General features: G+C 72.5%; 1 protein-coding gene. It reads left to right on the top strand.

Annotation, left to right across the window (positions count from 1 at the left end):
• The first annotated feature begins 5 nt into the window (after positions 1–5).
• Positions 6–23,861 (top strand): non-ribosomal peptide synthase/polyketide synthase, encoded by a 23,856-nt coding sequence (locus ACIBO2_RS11260; protein WP_397296568.1) that lies wholly within the window; start codon positions 6–8, stop codon positions 23,859–23,861.

Genomic DNA, 23,861 nt, shown 5'->3' with positions numbered 1-23,861 from the left:
GTTGCGTGGCGAATACCGTGAACCCAGGGCGTCCGGACGGCATAGGCGAGCGACTTGAGGCACTGCGCAGGTGGAACAACGCGACCACGCCAGAGACGATCACCACGGTCGCCGACCTGTTCACCGCACAGGTACACCGCACTCCCCACGCCCTCGCGGTGGTGGCGCCCGGCGCCCGCCTCACATACGCCGAGCTGGGTGCGCACGTCTTCCAGCTCGCGCACCACCTGCGCGGTCGCGGCCTGGGGGCGGAGGACGTCGTCGCGGTGTCCACGCCCCGCTCCGCGGAGCTGGTCGTCGCCGCGCTGGCGGTCATGGTCGCGGGCGGCGCCTTCGTACCGGTCGAGCCGTCCTGGCCCGCGGAACGCCGCGCCAAGGTACGCGCCGAGGCCGGGGCGGGCCTGGTCATCGCCGCCCCCGGCATGGAGACCGGCGACTCCGTCATAGAGGTGGACCTCGGCACCTGGCGCTATGGCGGCGAACCCGTCGAGCCGCCGCCGCTGCCGTCCATCAGCGGGGGACGGCTCGCGTACGTGATGTTCACCTCCGGCTCCACGGGCACGCCCAAGGGAGCCATGATCCGGCACGAGGCGATCAGCACCCGGCTGCTGTGGCAGGTCGAGGAGATCCTCGGGTTCGGGCCGGGGGACGCGTCGCTGTTCAAGGCGCCGCTGTCGTTCGACATCTCGGTCAACGAGATCCTGCTGCCGCTCGTCTCCGGCGGCTATGTGGTCGTCGCCGAGCCCGGTGGCGAACGCGACCCCCAATACCTGCTGGACCTGATCGCGGGGGAGCGGGTGACGTTCGTCTATCTGGTGTCGTCGATGCTCGACACCCTGCTGGAGATGGCCGACGGGACCTCGCTGCTGTCCGGGCTCAAGCACGTCTGGTGCGGCGGTGAGGTGCTCACCCCGGAGCTCTTCGATCGGTTCCGGAGCCGGTTGTCCACCACCCTGTACCACGGCTACGGTCCGGCCGAGGCGACCATCGGCGTCTCGCACGTCATCTACCGGGACACCGCCGAGCGCATCGCGACCTCGATCGGCCGCCCCAACCCGCACACGCAGCTCTACGTGCTCGACGACCGGCTGGAGCCGCTGCCGGTGGGTGCGGTCGGGGAGTTGTACGCGGCGGGGTTCCTGCTCGGGCGCGGCTACATCAACGCCTCCGCGCTGACCGGCTCCCGGTTCGTGGCCAACCCGTTCGGCGACGGCGGTTCCCGGATGTACCGCACCGGCGACCTCGCGCGCTGGAACGCCGACGGCTCTCTGGAGTTCGTGGGGCGGGCGGACAACCAGGTGAAGATCCGCGGCATGCGACTGGAGCCGGAGGAAGTGGAGGCCGTGCTGGCCACCTACCCGGGGGTGCGGCAGGCGGCCGTCACGGTGGGTACGAACGCGGCGGGCGTACGGCACCTCATCGGGTACGTGACCTCCCACGACGACCTTCCGGCGGCGGAACTACGGCGCTGGTGCGCCGACCGGCTGCCCGAGTACATGGTGCCGAGCGCCTTCGTCGTCCTGGACCACTTCCCGGTCACCGCCAACGGCAAGGTGGACCGCCGAGCTCTGCCGGAGCCCGAGGTGGGTCGCCGCGCCCAGCCGGAGTCAGGCCGCGGTGTGGGCGCGGGCCAGTCGCGGGAACGCACTCTTTGCCAGATCTTCGCGCGGGTCCTCGGCCTCGACGAGGTGGGGGCCGATGAGGACTTCTTCGCGCTGGGCGGTGACAGCATCGTCGCGATCGGCGTCGTCCGGCAGGCGCGGCGCGCGGGACTCGTGGTGCGGGCGCGCGACCTGTTCGCCCATCCCACGCCCGCCGCGCTGGCGGTCACGGTGACCGAGGTCGCCCTGACCTCAGGGCCCACCACCGGTGCCGTCGGGGAGGTGCCCGCGACCCCGATCACCGAGTGGCTCCAGGCCACCGGCCCATCGATGGACGGGTTCATCCAGTCGATGACGGTCCGCACACCCGCCGGCATGACGACCGAACAGCTCGAACGCGTCGTCGACGCCGTACTCGCCACCCACGACCTGCTACGGGCACGGACCGACGGCGCGTCCCCCTGGACCCTGTCGGTCCAGCCGGTGGGCTCACCCCGGGCGGCACAGCTGATCACCCGCGTGGACGTGACCGACGGTAACCCGGCGCAGGCGGCGGCTGTTCCAGACGGCGGGATGAGGGTCGCGAGCGGTGGCAACGCGGCTGGCCCCGATGGCGAGATGGCAGCGGAGGCCGTCGGCGGACGGGAGCTCACGGCGGGGATGGAAGCCGTGGCCAGCCGCGCGATCGCACCGGCGGCGCGGCGGCTCGACCTGGTGGTGGATCGTGAGATCACGGCGGCGGCGCGGCGGTTGGATCCGGTCGGCGGTCGGATGGTCGATCTGGTGTGGCTGGATGCCGGGCCGCACGCGCAGGGCCGACTCGTGGTGGTGATCCATCACGTGATCGTGGACGGCGTGTCGCTCCGCGTGCTCCTGGAGGACCTCGGCCACGCCTGGGCGGCGGTCCGCGACGGGCAGGCGGTGTCGCTGCCCGGCGTACCCACCTCATTCAGGCAGTGGGCGACCCTGCTGCGCGAACGTACCCGCGCGGGCGCGTTCGCCGCCGACGAGGCGTACTGGCTGCGGGCCGCGGCCACGCCGGACCCGATGCTGGGGGAGCGGCCCCTGGACCCGCGTCGTGACGTGGTGGCCGCCGAGGAGTCGCTGACGGTCACGGTCCCTTCGCCCGTGGCCGCTCGCCTGCTCGGCGCGGTGCCCGCGGCCGTTCACGGTGGCGTGCACGACGTGCTGGTCGCGGCGGCGGCGATCGCCCTGGGCCGATGGCGGGCCGAGCACCGCCCTGACGCTGGTTCCGAGATCGCCCTGGGCCGGTGGCGCGCCGGAGACCGCCCGGACGCCGGTTCCGAGGTGCTGCTGGAACTGGAGGGGCACGGGCGTGAGGAAGACGCCGTGGGGGACGTCGATCTCTCCCGTACCTTCGGCTGGTTCACCACGCTCTTCCCTGCCGTACTCGATCCGGGCCCGGCCGACACCGCGTACGGCGATGCGGTGAAGGCGGTCAAGGAGCAGCTCCGCGCGGTCCCTGGGCGCGGGCTGAGTTACGGGGCTCTGCGTTATCTCGGCGACCGGCCTCGTCCCGACCTGGCGGTGGCGCCGCAGGTGCTGTTCCATTACCTCGGGCGGTTCGCGGCCGGGTCCACCGAGGCGTGGGCGGCCGTCGGTGACACCGAGGTCGTGGTCGAGCGGCGTGACCCGCGCATGCCGCTGCCGCGCGTACTGGAGATCAACTCGGTCGCCGTGGACACGGCGGACGGGCCGGTGCTGGAGACGCGGTTCAGCTGGCCCGGCGGTGTGCTCGACGGCGGGCGGGTGCGAGCGCTGGCCGATCTATGGACCGAAGTGCTCACCGGCATCGCCACGAGCGAGACGGTCGCCGGGCACACCCCCTCGGACTTCCCCCTCCTCGCCCTGGAGCCCGGCGACGTGGCCGCCATCGAGGCCGCGGCACCGGAACTGCGGGAAGTGCTTCCCCTCTCGCCGCTGCAGCTCGGCCTCTACTTCCATGCCACCTTCTCCCGTGACGCCGACCCGTACGTCGTCCAGCAGACCATCGAGCTGACCGGCCCGCTCGACGGCGACCGGTTGCGGCTGGCGGCGGACCGGCTGATCGACCGGTATCCCAATCTGGGCGCGGCCTTCCGTACTGTCGGGGATGGGCGGGTCGTGTCCGTGATCGCGGGGCGTCCGCGAGTGCCGTGGCGGGTGGACGATCTCACCGGCACCGATGTCGCAGCGCGGGTGGCCGCCATCGCTGCGGCGGAGCGGTCCGCGCCGTTGGATCTGGGTCGGCCTCCGTCCATGAGGTACGCGCTGCTCAGGCTCGGCGAGCGACGGCATGTGCTGATCCACACCGTGCACCACATCCTGGCCGACGGCTGGTCGGTGCCGCTGCTCCTGCGCGACCTGCTGGCGCTCTACGAGGCCGGGGGACGGTCCGAGGCGTTGCCCGCGCCCGCGCGGTACCGGGAATTCCTGCGGATGCTGGCCGCGCAGGACTCTGACGTGGCGACCGAGGCATGGGCGGACGTCCTGGCTGACGTGCACGAGCCGACCAGGCTCGCCGACGTGCTGGGCACCCCACAAGCCGCAGAGCTCGTCGACGTGCTGGGCACCCCTCAAGACGGAGGGCTCGTCGACGTGCTGGACGCTCCCCAAGAAACCGGGCTCGCCGACGGGGGGTTCGGGCGGGTGAAGTGTGAATTGCCTGCGGATGTCGGCGACCGGGTGCGTGACTGGGCGCGGGAGCACGGGCTGACGGTCGGCGCCGTCATCGCCGCCGCTTGGGGGATCCTCGTCGGGCGGTTGGCCGGTCGGTCCGACGTGACGTTCGGCTCGACCGTGTCCGGCCGCGGGGCGGCCGACGTCGCGGGTATCGACTCCATGGTCGGGCTGCTGATCAACACCGTTCCCGCGCGGGTACGGTGGGTGCCCGGGGACTCCCTCGCCACCGTGGTACGGCGCTTCGCCCGCGACCGGCGTGAGATGGTGGAGCACGAACACGTCTCGCTTGCCCGGCTGCAGCGGCGACTGGGCGTGCCGGAGCTGTTCGACACGCTGGTGGTCATCGAGAACTACCCGGCCGAGCCCACCCCGGCGGGCGAGGTACAGATCGCGGCGGTGCACACCGTCGAGGCGCCGCACTACCCGGTGACCCTGATGGCCAAGCCGGGTGCGCGGATCGCCGTCACGCTGACCCACGACCGGCGGGTGGTCGGGGCGGATGCCGCGACCCGGCTGGCCCGCCAGTACGAGATGGTGCTGACCGCCCTCGCCGACGACCCCGAGCGGGCCTGCGAGCGGCTGGCGCTGGTGAGCGGGGAGGAGCGCGAGCGGCTGACGGCCGTCGGTTCCGGTGCCCCGGCTCGGGTGGGTGCCACGGTGGTGGAACTGTTCGCGCGGCAGGTGGCTGAGCATCCAGAGCGTACGGCCGTCGTCTGTGGGGAGCGCGTGCTCACCTACGCCGAGCTGGACGATCGCGCCCGGAGGGTCGGCCGGACGCTGACCCGGGCGGGGGTGCGGCGCGGCGACGTCGTCGCGGTGGCGACGAGCCGTTCGGCGGACATGGCCGTGGCTCTACTTGCCGTCATGCGCGCCGGGGCCGCCTACCTTCCGGTCGATCCCGGGTATCCGGCGGCCCGGATCGAGTTCATGCTCGGGGACGCGCGTCCGGTGTGCGTACTCACCGACGAGGCGAGCGCCAGGTCGCTGCCACCGCGCGACCTGCCGACGCTCACCGTACGAGCCGCCGCCGACGCCATCGCCGACACGGACGTCACTGCTGACGGGACTGATGACGGGTCCGGCAACGAGACCGGTGACGAGACTGGGGCGGGCCCGAGGGATGCCGTTTCTGTCGTGTACACCTCCGGTTCGACGGGTCGGCCGAAAGCGGTCGTCGGGACGCAGGAGGCGCTCGCCAACCGGCTGACCTGGGCCGCTCAGGAGTGGGGGTCCGGCGTCCGGGTGGCGAAGAGCTCGCTGAGCTTCATCGACGGCACCACGGAGCTGCTCGGCGGCCTGGTCGCCGGGGCCACGACGGTCATCGCCGACGCCACCGAGGCCACTGACGGCGCCGCGCTGGCCAGGCTCGTCGAGCGGTCCGGGGCGACCCAGCTGCTCGCCGTACCCAGCCTGGCCGGTGCGCTGGCGGACACGGAACCGGTGCGGCTCAGCGCGCTCAGACGCTGGATCTGCAGCGGGGAACCCCTCGATCGGGCCTGCGTGAACGCGCTCCGGCAGGCGTCCCCCGACGCCCGGATCGTCAACTCCTATGGGTCCTCGGAGGTGGCGGGTGACGTACTCCAGGGCGAGGTCGAACCGGCGGGGCCGGTGACGCTGGGCAGGCCCGTGCCCGGGACGCGGGTCTACCTGCTGGATGCCGCTCTCGACCTCGTTCCGGCCGGTGCCGTCGGGGAGATTTATGTCGGCGGGGTTCAGCTCGCTCTCGGGTACCTGGGTCAGGGCGGCGTGACGGCCACCCGCTTCGTGGCCGACCCGTACACCGACGGCGCCCGGCTCTACCGCACCGGCGACCTCGGCCGATGGACGGCCGATGGCCGGGTCGAGTTCCTTGGCCGGGCCGACGATCAAGTGAAGATCAACGGCTATCGGGTGGAACCGGGTGAGCCGGAGGCCGCCCTGATGCGCCGCCCAGGCGTGGCCGACGCCGTGGTCGCCGTACGCACCACCGGCAAAAGCACGCGTTCCCTGCACGCGTACGTGGTGCCCGCCCCGGGCGAGGAGCTCGACCCCAACGCCCTTCGTGCGACCCTGCGCGCCGAGCTGCCCGGCTACCTGGTCCCCGCGACCGTGACCGTCCTGGACCGCCTGCCGACCCTGCCCAACGGCAAGCGGGACCGCCGGGCACTGCCGGACCCCGAGCCCATCGCCAGAGGCGGACTGCCGCGCACCGCCAGGGAGGCGCTGATCTGCCGGCACTTCGGTACGGTGCTCGGCCTCGACGGGATCGGTGTTCACGACGACTTCTTCGCCGCCGGGGGAGACAGCATCCTCGCCATCCGCGTCGTCAGCCTGCTCGCCAACGACGGGATCGAGCTGACCACGGAGGACGTCTTCCGCCTGCGTACCCCCTCCGCCATCGAAGCGCACCTGATAGGAGTGGCGGCGCATCCGGTCCCGGCCCAACTGGACCCGGCCGAGCTGACGACCGTGTCGCTGACGCGGGCCGAGATCGACCACGTCGTGGCGAACAGCCCGGTTCCGGTGGCCGACATCTGGGCGGTCTCGCCGCTCCAGGAGGGCGTCTACTACCAGGCGGCCTACTCTGAGGGTGCCGGCACCTACATCGCGCAGAACGTGTTCGACCTCGACCACCGGCTCGACGTCGAGGCCATGACCACGGCGTTCGCGGCGCTGCTGCGGCGCCATCCCACGCTGCGGGCCGGGTTCACCGGCGACGGCGTGCCCGGTGTCGTGCAGTACATCGGCGCCGAGGTCCCGGCCGAGGTCACGGTCGTGGACCTGTCGACCGGCTCCAGAACGGATCCGTCGACCGACTCCAGAACGGACGTGCCGACCAGTCCCGGAACGGGCCTGTCCACCGACACTACGGATCGGATGGACGCCCTCGCCGAGCTGCTGCGGTCCGATCGGGAGGAGCCGTTCGACCTCAGTCGGCCGCCCCTGGTCCGGCTGACCGTCATCCGCCTTCCCGGCGGCCGGGACCGGTTGCTGCTGACCGCCCACTTCCTGCTCTGGGACGGCTGGTCGCGCGAGCTGGTGCTGCGCGAGCTGTTCGCCCTGTACGAGTCCCGAGGCGAGCGCGGCGCGTTGCCGCCCGCGCAGGCGGCGTTCACCGACCACCTCGCCTGGATCGCCGCCCGTGACCGCGACGCCTCCGCCGCCGCCTGGGCCGCCGCGCTCGCCGACGTCTCCGGGCCGACCATCCTGGTCCCGGAGGCGGTCGGCCGGGAGCCGATCCCGTCCGAACGCGTCCTGGCCGCGCTCCCGGCCGAGGTGACGACCCGGCTGGGGGAGCAGGCCCGGCGCGGCGGCGTCACGCTCAACTCGTTGCTGACCGCCGCGCTCGGCCTGCTCCTCGGGTACGAGACGGGGCGCACCGACGTCGTGTTCGGCACGACGGTCGCGGGACGCCCCGCGGGGCTGCCCGGCATCGAGAACGTGATCGGCCTGTTCCTCAACACCGTCCCGGCCCGGGTGACGGCCTCGCCCGACATGACGGTGATCGAGCTGGCGCGCCAGGCCCAGGAGGACCGCATCCGGCTGGCGCCGCACGAATACCTGGGGCTCGGCGACATCCAGCGCGCCGCCGGTCAGGAACAGCTCTTCGACACCCTGTACGTCCTGCAGAACTTCCTGTCCGACACCACTTTCACCGACCTGGAACGCGAGCAGGGCATCGTCGGAGTGGAGTACGTCGACACCACCCACTACCCCTACACCTGGGTGCTGACGCCCGGCGCCAACCTGCGCATCAAGCTCGAATACCGCCCCGACGCGGTGACGGAGGCGGACGCGCGGCGGCTGGTCCGGCGCTTCAGGCGGCTGCTGGAGTCGCTCGCCGACGGCCTGTCGGTCCAGGCGGGCGCGCTGGACCCGCTGCTCGACGAGGAGCGCGCCGAGCTGGCCGGGCAGTGGGCGGCCACGGAGCACCCGATCGGCGAGGCGACCATCGCCGACCTGCTCGCCGAGCGGGCCGCGAGTTGCCCGGACGAGGTCGCCCTGGTGTTCGGGGAGCTGTCACTGACCTACGCCGAGCTGGACGGCCGGATCAACCACTGCGCCCGGCTGCTGCTGGCCAAGGGCGCCGGACCGGGCCGGATCGTGGCGCTGGGGCTGCCGCGCGGCGCCGAGATGGTGGTCGCGCTGTTCGCGGTCCTGCGTACGGGCGCCGCCTATCTCCCGCTCGACCTCGATCACCCGGTGAACCGGCTCGCCGAGATGCTCGACGACGCGCGGCCGATGCTGCTGGTGTGCGCCGACGCGGGCACACCGCTGGCCGAGCGGCAGCGGCGGCTGGGCGGGGACTGCCTCGTGCTCGACGGCGCGCCGGCCACACCCCCGCTGAATGGCCTCGACGTGCCGCCCGCACCCCCGCTCAGCAGCCCCGATGTGCAGCCTCTGAGCGATGTCGAGCTGGGCGCGTTCGCCGGTACGGTTCCGGGCAGGCTGGAGCATCCGGCGTACGTCATCTACACCTCCGGCTCCACCGGCCGCCCCAAAGGCGTGGTCACTCCGTACCGGGGCCTGACCAACATGCAGCTCAACCACCGGGCCGAGATCTTCGACCCGGCCGTCGCCCGCGCGCGGAGCGCCGGGCGGGAGCGGCTGCGCATCGCGCACACGGTGTCGTTCTCCTTCGACATGTCGTGGGAGGAGCTGCTGTGGCTCGTCGAGGGCCACGAGGTGCACATCTGCGACGAGGAACTGCGCCGGGACGCCGCCGCGCTGACCGCCTACTGCCGCGCGAACCGCATCGACGTGATCAACGTGACCCCCACGTACGCCCACCACCTGTTCGAGGAGGGCCTGCTCGACCGGGACGGGCACCCGCCCCGCCTGGTGTTGCTGGGCGGCGAGGCGGTCAGCGAAGCCGTCTGGGACAGGCTGAGCGAGCCGGACGGCGCCGAGGGCTACAACCTGTACGGCCCGACCGAGTACACGATCAACACCCTGGGCGCGGGCACGCGCGACAGCGCCACCCCGACCGTGGGCCGGGCCATCTGGAACACCCGCGCGTACGTGCTGGACGCCTGGCTGCGCCCGGTCCACCCCGGCGTGCTCGGCGAGCTCTACGTGACGGGCGCCGGGCTCGCGCACGGCTACCTGCACGCGCCGGGCCTGACCGCGTCGCGGTTCGTGGCGGATCCGTTCGTGCCGGGCGGGCGCATGTACCGGACCGGGGACCTCGTACGGCAGCGCCCGGACGGCAACCTCGACTTCCTCGGCCGGGTCGACGACCAGGTGAAGATCCGCGGTTACCGGGTCGAGCTCGGCGAGGTGGAGTCGGCGCTGGCCGCGCTGCCCCAGGTCCGGCAGGCCGCGGTCATCGCCCGTACCGACTCGGCGGTGACCGGCCTGAAGAAGCTGGTCGCGTACGTGGTGCCGGCGGAGGGGTCCCAGGGGGCCGCCTTAGTCGCGGACCTGCGGGCCGCGCTGGCCGAGCGGCTGCCCGGCTACATGGTCCCCGCGCTGTACGGCGTCGTCGGCGAGCTGCCGCTGACCGTCAACGGCAAACTCGACGTCAGCGCGCTGCCCGAGCCCGTGGCGCCCGTCAGCGGCGGCGACCGGCCACGCGACGAGCGCGAGCGAACCCTGTGCGGCATCTACGCCGAGGTGCTCGGCCTGCCGGAGGTCGGCATCGACGACGACTTCTTCGCCCTCGGTGGCGACAGCATCTCCTCGATCGCCGTGACCGGCCGCGCGCGCAAGGCGGGCCTGCACCTCACCCCGCGCGACGTCTTCCGCCGCCGCACCGTGCGGGCGCTCGCCGCGGCCGCGCCCCAGGCCGCTCCGAGCGTCGGGCCACGCGACAATGGCGAAGGTACGGTCGCGCTCACCCCGATGCTCGTCGAGACCATGCGAGCGGAGACACCGCTGGAGCACTTCTACCAGTCGATGGTCTTCCGCACCCCGTCGGACATGACCCGCGCGCAACTGGAACGTGTGCTCCAGGCCGTCGGTGAACGCCACGACCTGCTGCGGGCCCGGCTCGACCGCCACGGCGACGCCGAATGGTCGCTGTCGGTGCCGCCACCGGAGGCGTTCCGCGCGGCGGACGCGCTCACCCAGTCCGTCCTCGGGGACGTGGAGGAGGCCGCCGACCGGCTCGACCCGGATCGCGGCATCATGCTGCAGGCGGTCTGGTCCCCCAACGAGCCCGAACCGGGTCGTTTGCTGCTGGTCATCCACCACCTGGTGATCGACGGTGTCTCCTGGCGGGTGCTCGCCGACGACCTCGCGCGGGCCTGGGCGGAGGTACGGGCGGGTAGCGAGCCCGTGCCCGATGAGGTGCCGACCTCCTTCCGTACCTGGTCGAAGCTGGTCGAGGAGGTGACCGCGCGGGGTACGTTCCGCGACGAGCTCGACCACTGGCGGGCCGTTCTCGCCACCGAGGACCCCCTGCTGGGTACGCGCCCGCTCGACCCCGCGATCGACACGGCCGCGACCGTGGAGTCGCTGACGGTCTCGCTGCCCGGCGAGGTGAGCGCCGCCCTGCTGTCGGCCGTGCCCGCCGCGATGCACGGCGGCGTCAACGACGTCCTGCTGACCGGCTTCGCCGCCGCACTCGCCCATTGGCGCGGCGAGAGGGCCGGCTCGGCCGTGGTCCTCAGCCTGGAGAGCCACGGCCGCGACGCCCTCGACGGGGTGGACCTGTCCCGCACGGTCGGCTGGTTCACCGCCATCTACCCCGTACGCCTCGACCCCGGACCGTTGAGCTGGGCGGAGGTCACCGAGGCGGGGCCCGCTCTGGCGGCGGCGGCGAAGCGGGTCAAGGAGCAGCTCCGCGCCGTACCCCGGCAGGGCCTGGGCTACGGGATCCTGCGCTATCTGGACGGCGAGGCGGACCTTCAGGGCGAGCCACCGCAGATCCTGTTCAACTACCTGGGACGGTTCGCCGCCGACGAGGGCGGGGACTGGGCGGCGGCCGGTGCGCTGCGCGAAGGCGTCCACCCGAACAATCCCGCGATGGGGCTGGAGATCAACGCGCTGGCCCGGGACGGGCGGGCGGGCACGGTGTTCTCGGCCACGCTGTCCTGGCCGTCCGGCGTCATGACGGCCGCTGAGGTGGGCGAGCTGGCGGAGCTGTGGATGGCCGCGCTGACCGCCCTGACCCGGTGCGCCGAGCTCGCCGGGCGTACTCCCTCCGACTTCCCGCTGGTCGAGCTGACCCAGGGCGACGTGGACCGGCTCGCGCCGGACGGCGTGCGGGACATCCTTCCGATGCTGCCGTTGCAGGAGGGCATGTACTTCCACGCGTCCTTCGCCGAGGACCAGACCGACACGTACATCGTGCAGCAGGTGGCCGAACTGTCCGGCCCGGTCGACCGGGCGGCGTTGCGCCGCGCCGTGGAGGCGGTGGTCCACCGGCACGACGCCCTGCGCGCCTGCTTCCAGGAGGTGGCCGACGGCCGGGTGGTCCAGGTGATCGCCGGTGCCGTGGACGTGCCGTGGCGCGAGGTGGACCTGACCGGTCTCGACGCGGCGGCGGCGAGCGAGCGGCTGGCCGAGGTCACGGCCGCCGAGTTGGCCGAGCCCTTCGACCTGTCGGCCGCGCCCCTGCTGCGTTACGCGCTGATCTCGCTCGGTCCTGCCGAACATCGGCTCGTGGAGACCATGCACCACATCCTCGCCGACGGCTGGTCATACCCGCTGGTGTTCGGCGACCTGCTGGAGTCTTACGAGCGTGGCCGGTCCGGAAGCGGGTACGAGCTGCCCGCCCCGGCGGTGACGTTCCGCGACCATGTGGAGGCGGTGGCCGCCCTGGACCGGGTACGGGCCCGCGAAGTGTGGGCCCGCGCGCTGTCCGGCATCGACTCTGCCACCCGCCTGGTCGGCGCCGCGGAGGGGGAGGCCGTCCAGGGACAGGCCGTCCAGGGACAGGCCGTCCAGGGACAGGCCGTCCAGGGACAGGCCGTCCAGGGACAGGCCGTCCAGGGACAGAAGGTGTCCCGGCACGACAGCGTCCACCTCGCGCTGCCCGCCGAGCGCACGGGTGCCCTCGTCGAGGCCGCCCGCGAGCAGGGGGTGACCCTCAGTACGTTCGTGCACGGCGCCTGGGGTCTGCTGCTCGGCAGGCTGCTCGGGCGGGAGCGGGTGGTGTTCGGCTCCACTGTGTCGGGGCGGGGCGGAGAGCTGCCCGGCGTCGAGTCGATCGTCGGCCTCCTGATCAACACCGTCCCGGTGCCGATGTCCTGGCGTCCCGGTGACACGCTGCGGGAGGTGCTCGCCCGGCTGCAGGAGCAGCAGACGGACCTGCTGGACGTTCAGCAGGTGGGGCTCGGAGAGCTCGCCGCCGTGGCGGGGGTCCGGGAGTTCTTCGACACGATGGTGGTGGTGGAGAACTTCCCCGCTGTGCGGGCCGGGGCGCGGGATGGGTTGAGCGTGCTGGGCTTCACCGGCACTGATGCGCCGCACTATCCGGTCTCTCTGGTGGCCTTTCCTGGGGAGCGGCTGACGCTGGAGATCAAGTACGACGTCGAGCTGGTGGGGGAGCAGGCGGCCCGTCGGCTGCTCGACCAGGTGGGACGTGTCCTCGACCGGCTGGCCACCGCGCCGAGCATGCCGGTCTCGCGGCTGGACGTGCTGGTGGCGGACGGCTTGACGCTCGCTGACGCGTACGCCGCCGCGCCGGTCCGGCCGGGCTCCATCGCCGTCACCTCGGGCAACACCGCGCTCACCCACGCCGAACTGGACGCGGCCGCCAACCGGCTGGCCCGCGCGCTGGCCGCCGGAGGCGTACGGCCGGAGTCGCGGGTCGCCGTCGCGCTGCCTCGCTCGGCGGACCTCGTTGTTGCCCTGCTCGCGGTCGTGAAGGCGGGCGGCTGCTACGTGCCGCTGGACATCAGTGCCCCGGCCGGACGGCTGAGCCACATCCTCGCCGACTCGGCCCCCGTATGCCTGCTGACCGACAGCGCGACGCTGGACTCGCTGCCCCCGCTCACGGTGCCGGTCATGCTGCTGGACGACCCGCACGTCCTCGCGGACCACTCCGCCGCCCGGCCGCCCCTGGTCCCGACGGCGGCGGACAACGCGGCGTACGTCATCTACACCTCGGGTTCGACGGGCCTGCCCAAGGGTGTGGCGGTGACCCATCGCAACGTACTGTCGCTGTTCGCGGCGGCCGGGGAGCTGTTCGACTTCGGTCCCTCTGATGTGTGGACCATGTTCCACTCGTACGCGTTCGACTTCTCGGTATGGGAGCTGTGGGGCGCGCTGCTGCACGGCGGTCGCCTGGTCGTCGTCGACCGCGATGTGGCCCGCGACCCGCGCCGCTTCCTGGCACTGCTGGAACGCGAACGCGTGACCGTACTGAACCAGACGCCGTCCGCGTTCTACCCGCTGATGGAGGCCGAACGGGAGCGGCCGGGCGCGCTCCCCCTGCGGTACGTGGTCTTCGGCGGCGAGGCGCTGGACCTCGCGCGCCTGGCGCCCTGGTATCAGGGTCACGCGGACGGTACGCCGCGCCTGGTGAACATGTACGGGATCACCGAGACCTGTGTGCACGTGTCGTTCCGTGCGCTGACCTCGGCCGACGCTGAAGACGCGAGCGGCGACAGCGTCGTCGGCGGGTCGCTGCCCGGTCTCGGCGTACACCTGCTCGACGGCCGTCTCCAGCCGGTCCCGCCGGGGGTCACCGGCGAGATCTACGTCGCGGGCGATCAGCTCGCCCGCGGCTACCTCGATCGCCCCGGCCTGACCGCCGAGCGGTTCGTGGCACACACCGGCGGCGCCCGCCTCTACCGCAGCGGCGACCTCGCGCGGTGGACTCCCGACGGCGACCTGGTCTATGTGGGTCGCTCCGACCAACAGGTCAAGGTACGGGGATACCGCATCGAACCCGGCGAGATCGAGTCCGCGCTGCTCACGCTGGACGGCGTCGTGAACGCGGCCGTCACCGTGCGGGAAGACGAGCCGGGGCGGCGGCTGGTGGCGTACCTGGTCGTGCGGAACGGGGTGCGTCTCGGTGCCGCCGAGGCCCACGCCCACCTGGCCGAGAGGCTGCCCGGCTACATGATCCCCTCGGCGTTCGTCCCGCTCGACGCGCTGCCACTTACGGTGAACGGCAAGCTCGACCGCGCTGCCCTGCCCGCCCCTTCGCCCGCTCGGGCCGCCGTCGTTGGCGACACCGGGGGGTCGCCTGTGGCTGTGTTGCGGACGCTGTACGCGGAGGTTCTACGGCTGGACGGTGTGGGCCCCGATGACGATTTCTTCGTGCTGGGGGGTGACAGCATCATCGCCATCCAGCTGGTCAACCTGGCTCGGCGCCGGTCATTGCGGCTGTCCCCCCGGGACGTGTTCGTCCACCGCACTCCGGCCGCGCTCGCTGAGGCGATCGGCCACGGTGCGCAGGCTGTGGTTGCCGGGGGGATCGGCCACGGTGAGCGTGGAGCGGTCGGCCATGGTGTGCGGGGCGCGCTTGCTGGGACGGTCGGTCACGGTGGCGCGGACACCGGCCCCGGCCGCGCGCCGGACGAGCTCGCGTCCGGATTTGGCCGGGCGCCAGCGCAGGTCGCGGTCGGATCCGGGCGGGCGCCGGACGAACGTGAGTCCGGATCTGGCTGGGCGTCGGCGGAGCTCGCGTCCGACGGGGTGGGCGAGGTCATGCTGATGCCGATCGTGCACCGGCTGGCCGAGTTGGGCGGGCGGATCTCCCGGCTGAACCAGTCCGAGCTGCTGCTCACCCCACCGGGCGCGACCCACGAGCAGGTCGTCGCGCTGATCCACGCGCTCGTCAGGCGTCACGACGCGCTCCGGCTGCGACTGCACCGGCCGTCTCCGCTGCTGTGGTCCTTGGAGGTCCGCCCGGCCGCTGACATCCTCGGTCCCAGTGGTGTCACCGGCCCCGCTGGCGTCTCCGGTCCGGCCGGCGGCTCCGGCCTCGCTGGTGTCTCCGGCCTCGCTGGTGTCTCCGGTCCGGGCAGTGTCTCCGGTCCGGGCAGTGGCTCCGATCTTGCTGGTGCCTCGGAACCTGCCGGTGCCTCCGATCCCGTCGTGACCTCGGTCGACGCGGTGGGTCTCGACGAGGACGCCCTGCGCGCCCTGGTCGCCGCCGAGTCCGACGCCGCCGCCGATCGGCTGGACCCCGACGGCGGTCACGTACTGCGGGCGGTGTGGTTCGATCGGGGGCCCGAGCACCAGGGCAGGCTGCTGCTCGTCGCGCACCACCTGGTGGTCGACGGGGTCTCGTGGCGGATCCTGACCGACGACCTGCGACAGGGATGGGACGCCGTGAGCGCCGGGCGCCGCGTCCGGCTCGAACCGGTCGGCACGTCCCTGCGCGCCTTCGCACGGTCCATCACCGAGAACGCCACTCAGGCGGCCCGCCTCGCCGAGTTCGAGCACTGGACGACGACCCTGGCACCGGGTGGCGAACTCGACCCGTCAACCCCGGCCATTAGCCTGACAGCAGGCCAAACCCGGGACCACGTTGTGCGCCTGCCCCCTGAGGTGGCCGCACCGCTGCTGACCACCGCGTCGGCCGCCCCCGTCGCCGATGTGACCGCTGTGCTCGTTGCCGCGCTGCACCTCGCCGTTTCGCGCTGGCGTGTGGAGCGTGGCGGTGAGTCCGGGGCGCCGCTGGTGATCGACTTGGAGCGGCACGGGCGCGAGCAGATCGCGGACGGAGACGACCTGTCCAGAACCGTGGGGTGGTTCACCGCCATCGCCCCCGTACGCCTGCCCGCCGTTACCGGTGGCCCCCGAGACGTACTCGGCGACGTGGATCAGGCACTGCGAGCCGCCCCGGACCGGGGCTTGGGGTACGGGCAGTTGCGTTACTGCAACGCCCGCACCGCGCCCGCGCTCGCCCGGCTGGCAACACCCCAGTTGCTCTTCAACTACCTCGGCCGATTCCCCATCGGGGGATCCGGCGACTGGGACTCCGCACCCGAGGCGACGGCGCTGCGCGTACACCCGGACCCCGACCTGGGCACCCCGTACCTGCTGGAGATCAACGTCGCCTGCCACGACACGGCGGCGGGGCCGGAGCTGCACGCGGTGTTCACCTACGCGGGCGGCGGGCTCGCCGCGGCCGACATGGACACGCTCGCCGACGGCTGGGTGACGGCCGCCCGCGAGCTGGCCGCCGCGTCCTCCGGTTCCGCGACTTCCGAGCCCGGTGGGACGGACCGGTCCGTCCGGCCCACCCCGGTCACCCACCCCACCCTCACCCCCGATGAGATCGATCGGGTGGTCGCCGCGGCCCCGATCGACGTACAGGACATCTGGCCCCTGTCGCCGCTTCAAGAGGGCCTTTACTTCCAGGCGGGCTACGCGGGTGACGCCGACGTTTACGTGGCGCAGAACGTGTTCGACTTCGCCGGGCGGCTCGACGTCGCGGCCCTCCGCCGCGCCTACGCCGCCGTGCTCGACCGGCACGCGGCCATGCGGCTCGGCTTCACCGCCGAGGGCACGACCCGGCCCGTCGCCCTGGTCGGGACCGCGCTGGACAGCTCGGTCGGCGTGATTGACCTGTCGGACGTGGCCGCTGGCGACTCGGAAGCGGTCTACGGCGACTCGGAAGTGGTCTACGGCGACTCGGGAGCGGCCGACAACGGCTTGGGGGCGGTCGACGATGACCGGCTCCGGGTGCTGATGGAGGAGGATCGTCGGCGGCCGTTCGACCTGGCCCGGCCGCCGCTGTGCCGCCTGACCGTGGTCCGGCTGCCCGGCGGGCGCGACCGGCTGCTGCTCACGTACCACCTGCTGCTGTGGGACGGATGGTCGCGGGAGCTGGTGCTGCGCGAGCTGTTCGGCCAATACGCCCTCGCCCGCGACGACCGCCCGACCCCAGAAACCGCCGAACAGACGGCGACGTTCATCGACTACCTTGCCTGGCTGGGGCGGCAGGACACGGATGCGTCCGCGCGGGCGTGGGCGCGGGCGCTGGCCGGGGTCGAGGAGCCGACCATCCTGTTCCCGGCGGCCGTGGGGACCGCGCCGGTGCTGGCCACCAGCCTGTCGTTCCGGTTGACCCGGGAGCAGACCGGGCGCGTCACCGATCGGGCGCGCCGTGGCGGGGTGACGCTCAACGCGCTGTTCAGTACGGCGCTGGCGATGGTGCTGAGTCATGCCTCCGGCCGTCAGGAGGCCGTGTTCGGGACGACCGTCGCCGGACGGCCGACCGAGCTGGACGGCATCGACTCGGTGATCGGGGTCTTCCTCAACACCGTTCCGGTCCATGTCCGGCTGGCTCCGGGAGAGCCCGCGCTGGAGGTCATGCGGCGGGTGCAGGCCGACCGCGTGGAGATGATGCCGCACGAGTACCTCGGCCTGGGCGACATCCAGCGCGCGGCCGGCCGTGACCAGCTCTTCGACAGCCTGTACGTCCTGCAGAACTTCCTCGACGACGACACCTTCACCGACCTGGAGCACGAGCACGGCATCGTCGGTGTGCGGAGCGTGGACGCCACGCACTACCCGCTCACCTGGGTGGCCACGCCGGGGGCGCGGCTGGCGGTGCGGCTGGAGTACCGCGCCGACGTGGTCGCGCCGGAGCAGGCGCGGGCGCTGCTGTCCCGGCTGGAGCAGGTATTGCTCCACCTCTCCGAGCACCCCGCCACGACCGTGGCCGACGTGCCCGTCATCCTCCCGTACGAGCGCGCGGCGCTGGAGGCCGAATGGGACGCCGTCACCCATCCCATCGGTGCCGCGACCATCGCGGAGCTGATGGAAGCCCAGGCCCGGCGGACACCGGACGCCGCCGCGCTCACCTCAGGCGCGCGGACACTGACCTACGCCGAGCTCGACGCGCGGGTGAACCAGCTCGCGCGCCTGCTGCTCGACCGGGGAGCGGGCCCCGAGCGGATCATCGCGCTGGCCGTGCCCCGGTCCATCGACATGGTGGCCGCGTTGTTCGCCGTCCTCCGCACCGGGGCCGCCTACCTTCCCCTCGAACTGGACCATCCCGACGACCGCCTGCTGGCGATGCTGGCCGACGCCGGGCCGGTCCTGCTGGTCACCACCGAAGCGGTGGCGCCCCGGCTCGCCTCCCATCCCGTGCCGGTGCTGTGCCTGGACGGCGCCGGCGGGCGTACCGGATCGGCGGACCCGATCGAGGACCACGAGCTGGGCGACTTCGCGCCCGGCAGTCCGGGACGGCTCGACCACCCGGCGTACGTCATCTACACCTCCGGCTCCACCGGACGGCCCAAAGGCGTGGTCACGCCGTACCGGGGGCTGACGAACATGCAGCTCAACCACCGCGAGGCCATCTTCGCCCCCACGATCGCCGCCGCCGGGAACCGGATCCTCACGATCGCGCACACGGTCTCGTTCTCCTTCGACATGTCGTGGGAGGAGCTGTTGTGGCTGGTCGAGGGCCATCACGTGCACATCTGTGACGAGGAGCTGCGCCGCGACGCCCGCGCGCTCGTCGCGTACTGCGACCGGCACCGCGTCGACGTCGTCAACGTGACCCCGACGTACGCCCAGCACCTGCTCGACCAGGGTCTGCTTGACGGCGCACGGTATGGGGAGGCGCCCGGTTCGTACCGTCCGGCTCTGGTGCTGCTCGGTGGCGAAGCGGTGCCGCAGACGTTGTGGAACGCGCTGAGCGAGGCCGAGGGGGTGGCGGGATACAACTTGTACGGTCCGACCGAGTACACGATTAACACCCTCGGCGCGGGCACCGAGGACAGCGCGGGCACCACGGTCGGCCGGCCCATCTGGAACACCCGAGGCTACGTGCTGGACGCCGCCCTGCGCCCGGTGCCCGTGGGCGTGCCCGGCGAGCTGTACATCAGCGGGGCGGGGCTGGCCCGTGGATACCTCGACCGGTACGCGTTGACCGCCTCGCGGTTCGTGGCGGATCCGTTCGTGTCCGGTGGGCGGATGTACCGGACGGGCGACCTGGTACGTGCCCGTGCCGACGGCAACCTCGACTTCCTGGGCCGTACTGACGATCAGGTCAAGATCCGCGGTTATCGGGTGGAACCGGCGGAGGTCGAGGCTGCCGTGACGGCACGGCCGGGCGTGCACCAGAGCGCGGTGCTCGCGGTTCCCGGTCCGTCGGGTGGCAAACGGTTGGTGGCCTATGTCGTTCCCGAGGAGCCCGGTGATGAGGACTCGCTGCTTGTGGCCGTCCATCGCGAGCTGAAGTCGGTGCTGCCCGGGTACATGGTGCCGTCGGCCTTCGCGGTCGTGGAGGCCCTGCCGCTGACGATCAACGGCAAGCTGGACACCGCCGCGCTGCCCGCGCCGCGGTCGCTGCCGTCGAGTTCGAGGGCGCCGGCGGGTGAGCTGGAACGGCGGCTGTGCGAACTGTTCGGCGAGGTCCTTGGTGATCTCGGTGATCTCGGCGATCTCGGCGGGTTCGGCGCTGAGGACGACTTCTTCGACCGGGGCGGGCACTCCCTGCTCGCCATCCAGCTGTTCGGGCTGGTGCGTGCGACTTTGGGCGTGGAGCTGTCGTTGCGCAACCTGTTCGACACGCGTACGCCCGCGCGCCTGGCCGCTCGTCTCGCCGACCGAGCCGGGACCGCACTTCCCGGGCTCACCTCCCGCCCGCGGCAGGAGCGCCCACCGCTGTCGGCCGCTCAGGAACGGCTCTGGCTGCTCCAGCAACTGGACCCCACCTCGACGGCGTACAACTACCCGCTGCTCGTCCGCCTCCGCGGATCCGTCGACCACGACGCCCTCCGGGCCGCGCTCGGAGACGTCGTGGCGCGGCACGAGGTGCTGCGGACGCTGGTCACGGTCATGGACGACCAGCCGTTCCAGGACGTGCTCGATCCGTCCCCGATCGAAGTCGCGCTCGTGGAGTGCCCGGCCGCCGAGACCGGGAGCGTGGTGTCGGCGGCGGTGGCCCGACCCTTCGACCTGGCCGCGGACCCGCCCTTGCGGGTCACCCTGATCCAAGAGCAGGACACCGGGGACAGCGTGCTGGCCCTGATCCTGCACCACATCGCCATGGACGAGTGGTCCGACCGGCCGCTGCTGCGCGACCTCGACACCGCCTACGCCGCACGGCGGGCCGGTCATGCCCCGCAGTGGGAGCCGCTGCCGGTGCAGTACGCGGACTACACCCTGTGGCAGCGCGAACTGCTCGGCGACCCCGGGAATCCGGCCAGCAGACACGCCGCCGAGCGGACCTACTGGCAGGAGCGCCTGCGCGGCCTACCGGACGAGATCCCCCTCCCCGCCGACCGGCCCCGGCCGGCTCCCGACGCCCGCCGAGCCGATCAGGCTCATGACGCCCGGCGGGCCGGTCAGGCTCATGACGCCCGGCGGGCCGGTCAAGTGTCCGCGGCGCTCTCGCCGGGGCTGATCGACCCGCTGCGGGAGCTGGGCAGTGCCGAGTCGGCGAGTCTGTTCATGGTGCTGCACGCCGCACTCGCTACCTTGCTGCAACGCCTCGGCGCGGGTACCGACGTCCCGATCGGCAGCCCGACCTCGGGCCGCGCCGACGCGGTGCTGAACGACCTGGTCGGCTTCTTCGTCAACACCGTCGTACTGCGCGCCGACCTTTCCGGCTCGCCGTCCTTCACCGAGCTGTTGCGCCGGGTGCGCGAGACCGACCTGGCCGCGTTCGAGCACGCCAACGTGCCCTTCCAGCAGGTCGTCGAGGCGGTCAATCCGGTACGCGAACAGGGCCGCAACCCGCTGTTCCAGGTAATGATCGGCTTCCTGCACCGGCCGACCGGCCACGAGGCCGCCCTGGGCCTGCCCACGGGCGACACGCCCTCGTACCTTTCCGATCCGAAAGTCGACCTGAACTTCACCTTCGTCGACGCCGGCCCGCGACAGCCGGTCGAACTCACTCTGGAGTATGACGCCGCACGCTTCCACGACGGCACCGCGCGGCGTCTGCTCGACCGCCTCATCGTGCTGCTCGGCGAGCTCACCGTCCGGCCGGAACAGCCGGTCGGCACGATCCCGGTACTCGCCGCGGGCGACCTCGACGACCTCGCCAGGTGGCGGTCAGGCGGGCCGGTGGAACGGGGTGACCTGTCCTGGTACGCGCGGTTCTCCGCACGCGCGAAGGCGGCGCCCGACGCGGATGCCTGCGTGTCGGGCGGCCGGACGATGAGCTACGCCGAGCTCGACGCGGCCTCGAACGCGTTCGCCGCCAGGCTCGCCGACCTCGGCGTCAGCCCGGAGAGCCTAGTCGGGTTGGCTCTGCCGCGCTCGGCCGATCTGCTGGTGGCGGTGCTGGGCGTCGCCAAGGCGGGGGCCGCGTACCTGCCGCTCGACCCCGCGTTCCCGGCCGAGCGGCTGAGATTCATGATCGATGACGCCCAGCCCGCCGTCGTGGTCATCGACGAGCACTCGCGTGAGCTGTTCCCCGTCCTGCCTGACGGCACATCGCTTATCGACCTCGGCCGGAGTCAAGCGGATGCGGAGGGGAAGGTGGCCAAGGAAGCCCTCTCCGACTTCGACGGCGCGCCCGCGCGACCCTTCCACCCCGTCTCGCCCGATCCGGACGCCGCCGCGTACGTCATCTACACCTCGGGATCCACCGGCAGGCCGAAGGGCGTGGTGGTCCCCCATCGCGATCTGGAGACGTTCCTGGTCGCCGTGGCCGCCGCCGTCCCGATCGGCGACTCCGATCGCCTGCTCGCCGTGACCACCCTGTCCTTCGACATCTCCGTACTCGAGCTGATGGCGCCCCTACGCGCCGGCGGATGCGTAGTGATGGCCACGGAGGAGCAGGTACGCGACCCGCGACTGCTCGCCGCGCTGGCCGAGGCCGAACAGGTCACGGTCATGCAGGCGACCCCGTCCCTGTGGTCGGCGTTGACACAGTCACCTGACGCCGACCTCGGCGGTGTGCGGGCGCTGGTCGGCGGCGAGGCGCTCCCGCCCCCGCTGGCCCGGGAGCTGGTGGCCAGGGCCCGGAGCGTGACGAATCTGTACGGACCCACGGAAGCGACCGTCTGGGCGACATTCGCCGCAGTGGATACCGGCTGGTGCGACCGCCCCACGATCGGCCGTCCCCTGCCGGGCACCACGGTCCACCTCCTGGACGCGTCCCTGTGCCCGGTGCCTCCCGGCGCCGTCGGTGAGCTGTATCTCGGCGGGGCTCAGGTCACCAGGGGTTATCTGGGCCGCCACGGCCTCACCGCGGCCCGGTTCGTCGCCGATCCGTACACGCACGGTGCCCGCCTCTACCGCACCGGCGACCTCGCCCGCTGGACCGGTGACGGCTCGCTGGAGTTCCTCGGCCGCTCGGACCAGCAGGTCAAGGTGCGCGGCTTCCGCATCGAGCCGGGCGAGATCGAGTCGGTCGCGTCCGGGCATCCCGCCGTCCGGCAGGCCGCGGTGGCCGTCCGCCAGGACGCGCAGGGCGAAACCCGCATCCTCGCGTATGTCACCACTGGCGACGCCTCAGCGACGCCACCGCTGCGGGAGTACCTCGCCCAGCGCCTGCCGTCGTACATGGTCCCCTCGGTCGTGACGGTACTCGACGAGCTGCCGCTCACCCCGAACGGCAAGGTGGACCGCGCGGCCCTGCCGGACGTCGACTTCGCCCGGCTGACCACTCCCGCCGCGCCGCGCTCGCGTACCGAGGCGGCCGTCTGCGCCGTCATCGCGGAGGTGCTGGGGCTCGACTCGGTCGGCGTGGACGACGACTTCTTCGTCCTCGGCGGCCACTCCCTGCTGCTGGTACGGCTGGCCGCGGCCCTGCGCCGGGAACTCGGCGCCGACCTCCCGATAGCGGAGCTGTTCACGACACCCACGGCCGCCACCCTCGCCCAGCGCTTCGCCGACGCTGCCCCTGCCGGGACCGCCGGCGAGGCGGGGTCCATCGGTGAGGCTGGGCCTGTCGGTGGCGCCGCACATGCCGGCAACCCCGCGACCGCCGGCGACGCGATGGCTCCCCTGCTGGTCCTGCGGGCCGGCGGCACCCGGCCACCGCTGTTCTGCCTGCCGCCCGCCAGCGGCCTGAGCTGGCAGTTCGCCGGGCTCAAGCGCTACCTGCCCGAGGACGTACCCCTCTATGGGCTGCAGTCGCCCCTCCTGGGCCGTACTGCCGACCTGCCGGCGACGATGCCCGAGCTGGTCGAGGAGTACGCCGGGTTGATCGACCGGACCGCGCCCGAGGGGCCCGTCAGCCTGCTCGGCTGGTCGTTCGGCGGTGCGGTGGCCCACCAGGTGGCGGTCCGCCTGGCGGCCGGCGGGCGCGAGATCACGTTCCTCGGCATGCTCGACACGCGTAAGGACTTCGCCGAGAGGCCCGAAGGCGCATGGGACCGGCCGGCGGCGATCGCCGACCTGCTGAGCGAGATGGGCTGCCAGGTGCCGGAAGGGCGGCGGGCCACGCTGTCGATCGCCGACGCGGTCGGGTACGTCCGGGATCTGGGCGGCGGCGTGGCCGTGCTGGCGGACGCCCAGATCGCTCGGGTGGTGGAGAACTACCTGGCCGGCGACCGCCTGATGGAGCGGGCCGAGTACGGCGTCTTCCCCGGAGACGTGGTCTTCGTCGACGCGACCGTACCGGAGCAGGGGTTCGCGGGGACGGCCTCCGAGCAGTGGCGCGGGTACGTCGGGGGAGAGCTACGGACGTTCGCCGTCGAGTGCGGGCATTCCGAACTGCTGGACACCCGCACTCTGGAGACCCTGGGCCCGCTGATCGCCCACCACCTCATCCGGTGA

Origin of the sequence: Nonomuraea sp. NPDC050022, from assembly GCF_044460705.1 — a bacterium.
GTDB lineage: Bacteria > Actinomycetota > Actinomycetes > Streptosporangiales > Streptosporangiaceae > Nonomuraea.
The sequence above is the reverse complement of the archived record's forward strand: the minus strand, read 5'-3'. Positions and strand labels throughout refer to the sequence as shown.